Annotated in this window: 2 protein-coding genes; both read left to right on the forward strand. The window is 64.7% G+C overall.

All coding sequences use genetic code 11. The features are described 5' to 3' along the window. The coding region (locus JWR98_RS29085; protein WP_205491886.1) for a multicopper oxidase domain-containing protein at positions 1-117 on the forward strand (117 nt) is incomplete at its 5' end. Positions 118-127: 10 nt separating this feature from the next. Beyond that, on the forward strand, positions 128-538 hold a 411-nt coding region (locus JWR98_RS29090; protein ID WP_205491885.1), incomplete at its 3' end, for a copper resistance protein B.

Here is a 538-nt window from a genome sequence, read left to right on the forward strand (position 1 = left end):
GGCTCCCGCCGCAGCTACCGCGTGAGCGCCGATGCCCTGGGACGGTGGGCCTATCACTGCCACCTGCTGTACCACATGGAAATGGGCATGTTCCGCGAAGTGCGCGTGCATGAATGAGGAGGCGAGTATGAGTCATCGTGTTTTAGCGGTTTGCATGGCGCTGGTGTTCAGTCCGCTGGCGACTGCCGAGGAAGAATTCCAGGGAATGAGCCCCGCAGTTCCGGCGTTGACCGAAAGCCGCACACCGATCCCCACGTTGACCGACGCCGACCGTGCGGCGGTGTACAACGAACCGGGCGGGCACCTGGTGCATGACAGCGCCGTGCATTCGATGCTGCTGCTCAATCAGTTGGAATGGCAGAGCGGTGAAGGCAGTGGTGCGTTGAATTGGGACGTCAAGGGTTGGATCGGCGGTGACGTCGACCGGCTGTGGCTGCGCAGCGAAGGCGAGCGCAGTGCCGGGCGTACCGACAGCGCCGAAGCCCAGGCCCTGTGGGGGCATGCGATCAGCCCGTGGTGGGACGTGGTGGGCGGCGTG

This window comes from Pseudomonas lactucae (assembly GCF_016937615.1).
Lineage (GTDB): Bacteria > Pseudomonadota > Gammaproteobacteria > Pseudomonadales > Pseudomonadaceae > Aquipseudomonas > Aquipseudomonas lactucae.